The sequence below is a fragment of the Listeria rocourtiae subsp. hofi genome (assembly GCF_963575615.1).
In the GTDB taxonomy this organism is placed as follows: Bacteria; Bacillota; Bacilli; order Lactobacillales; family Listeriaceae; genus Listeria_A; species Listeria_A hofi.
The window spans coordinates 1-316 of record NZ_CAUYTL010000112.1 but is presented as its reverse complement, the minus strand read 5'-3'; the positions used below and the strand labels follow the sequence as shown (position 1 = coordinate 316).

Annotated in this window: 1 protein-coding gene; it reads left to right on the top strand. The window is 37.7% G+C overall.

Annotated elements, in window-relative coordinates; genetic code table 11:
• Positions 1-316, top strand: a 316-nt coding sequence (locus R8925_RS15975) for a hypothetical protein (RefSeq protein ID WP_430536765.1), incomplete at both ends; no start/stop codon positions are given.

Sequence of the window (316 nt, the reverse complement as noted above, 5' to 3'; positions counted from 1 at the left end):
TCAGTGATCTAGAGTTTAATCTAGATCACGAGCTAAGTACCACTGAGCGGCACTTAATTTTGCTAGCTTGCCCGCTTGGACCATTTTCTTATGTAGACCATTCGCGTAGTGATTTTCGAATGGCATATCATAAAAAATATCGCAATCAACGGTATCAGTTAGGTTTTGACCTCGCTCAAATTATCAAAGATCAAACTACAGACTTTTATCGACTAGTCGTTGTCGTACTAGATTATTTAACCCGCTTTAGCTTTGTGCAGAAGAAGAATTTGATTATCGATGTAGACTATTTTACCGAAAAAACAATACCAGACAC